The organism is Occallatibacter sp., from assembly GCF_049802275.1.
Lineage (GTDB): Bacteria > Acidobacteriota > Terriglobia > Terriglobales > Acidobacteriaceae > Telmatobacter.
Window position 1 is genome coordinate 1 of sequence record NZ_JBARMD010000491.1, and the last position, 2,169, is coordinate 2,169.

The window sequence follows — 2,169 nt, forward strand, 5'->3', positions numbered from 1 at the left end:
TTCAGGAGACTGAACTTCATGAGTTTCAAGGCGCAACCCGCACGAATCCGTGCTTTTAACGTCTGATTGATTCAGCCATCACGTTCTCCACCTTTTCCTCCCACTCGCCTGCATGGATGTGTCCGCATCCCCCCTGTGCGGCCGGATGGAACCTGCCATCGGTCTCATGCACCATGAAGCCCATGTTGCCCGGTTTGCGGTTCGGCGGGAGTCCCAAGTTGGCTAGGGTCTCCGCAGTGGATTTGTAAGTAACCCCTATCTTCAACATCTGACGTGCCTGTTCCGGCCTGGCGATCGCTCGGCCCAGCTCTTTGGCCAGGCGAACATCGCGTTCGATCATTTCGATCGTTGACATGCGCACGCCCTTTGAGGTGTTCCAGAGGTTGTCCTCGATTCCGGCGCGGGTGTGTTGCCCGAGCGCGATGCAGAGCATGGCGAGCGAGTGGGTTAGACGGAAAGTCGTCTGGTAGGTGAAGCACGAACCGTGCGGCGTGCGGCGGATCAGTTCCATGATGTCAAACGGGTTTGCGCCGCACGTGCCGCCCGCACCCATGCTGAAGAAACCGTTCACAGGTCCCATGTAGTAGCCCTTGCGAATGAGACGCTCAACGAGCTCGAGACCGTGGATGTGGCCGAGCGCAAAATAGGGCTGGATTCCGTTCTGGACCATCCGTTTGATGTTCTCCAGATAGAAATCCGGTGTGGAGTCAGCCACCATATTGGCCATGGCGTGTAGCATCGCTGGGTTTGCAAAGCGCGTTCCCTCAAAGGCATCATCGACAGGATGTAACGCTGTCAGGTCAAAGAGGCCCGTGCCACATAAAATTGTGACTTGATCCGGTTTCGGATCGATCTCCGCCAGCTTGTGGCGTGAGTCGTAGCTCTGGAACTTGGCCTCCTCACCGGGCTCCGGCGCGAAGGAGATAGACCCGCCGACCTGCAGGATCATCTTGGGTACGGCTTTGCGCAGGCGCGCAATCTGTTCGCCATATTCACTGAGTTTCTTGGAAATGTGGCCCGTCTTGGGATCGCGCACATGGATGTGCAGGAGCGTGGCTCCCGCGTTGTAACAGTCGACCGCGATTTGAGTTTGCTCCTCCCAGGTGACAGGGAGTTTCTGTTCAGGGGTGCAATCCTGCGGCAGCCACATGGGTCCATATGGCGCGGCAGTGATCATAAGTGGAGCTAGATTTTCGGGCAGCAACGAGTCATCGGTGAAATACATTTCTTCCCTCCAGATTCAACGCACGTGGGTGGCCGCGCGATCGCTGCGATCGAACATCGAAATGGGCGCGATCTAAACGGCGCTGAACGTTACCGTTTGGGGAATCGACGCTCGGTGCGATCGGGGAATCATCCTGAACCGGAGGATGCACGCCTATTTCACGCAGTGACAACTGGCAGAAGTAACAGTCGTCGTGAGTGAGCGGAAGATCTGTTAAGGAAGTCGGAACACCCTGATTTTTGTTTCTACGGCGCCAACTTGCCATCGAACGTTGGGCAACTGCTTACCTCTCCGCCATCGAGGCCGCGCTTGAACCATTCCGTGCGCTGTGCACTCGATCCATGGGTCCACGACTCCGGACTCACCGCCCGCCCGCTCATCTTCTGCAAGTTATCGTCACCGACAGACGCCGCCGCCTTCAGAGCGCCTTCAACATCGTCTTCATGGACGATGTTTCGCTGCTGCGTGCTGTGTCCCCAGACGCCAGCGAAGCAGTCAGCCTGCAACTCCAGATCGACGGAAAGCGGGTTTTGCGCGCCATCGTCCTGTTGCGATAGACGCCGCATCCGCTGCTCGATGCCGAGCAACTTCTGCACGTGGTGTCCAAGCTCATGCGCGATCACGTAGGCCTGCGCAAAATCGCCGGTGTCACCACCGAATTGCTTCAGTTCCTGCCAGAAAGAGAGATCGACGTACACCTTCTCGTCTTCGGGGCAGTAGAAGGGACCGGTGGCGGCCTGCGCCGTTCCGCAGCCCGAATACGTCATATCGCGATAGAGCACCAGTTTCGCCTTGCGATACTGCCGCCCATGATCGGCAAAGATCTGTGCCCATGTATTCTGAGCATCATCCAGCACAAAGCTGATCAGGTGCACATCACGCTGTTCGGCCGGGGAATCGGCCACCGGACCGCTGGGCGGTCCCGGCTGCAAATCTGCCTGCCC

The 2,169-nt window shown here is 57.9% G+C and carries 2 protein-coding genes; both read right to left on the reverse strand.

Features of this window, described 5'->3' with window-relative positions:
* Positions 1-55: 55 nt before the first annotated feature.
* Complete coding sequence (locus WA354_RS17105; protein WP_472814235.1) at positions 56-1,225, reverse strand: beta-keto acid cleavage family enzyme; 1,170 nt, start codon at positions 1,223-1,225, stop codon at positions 56-58.
* A 245-nt stretch (positions 1,226-1,470) separates the two neighbouring features.
* Positions 1,471-2,169: KPN_02809 family neutral zinc metallopeptidase (ypfJ, locus tag WA354_RS17110; protein WP_472814236.1), on the reverse strand; the 699-nt coding region annotated here is incomplete at its 5' end.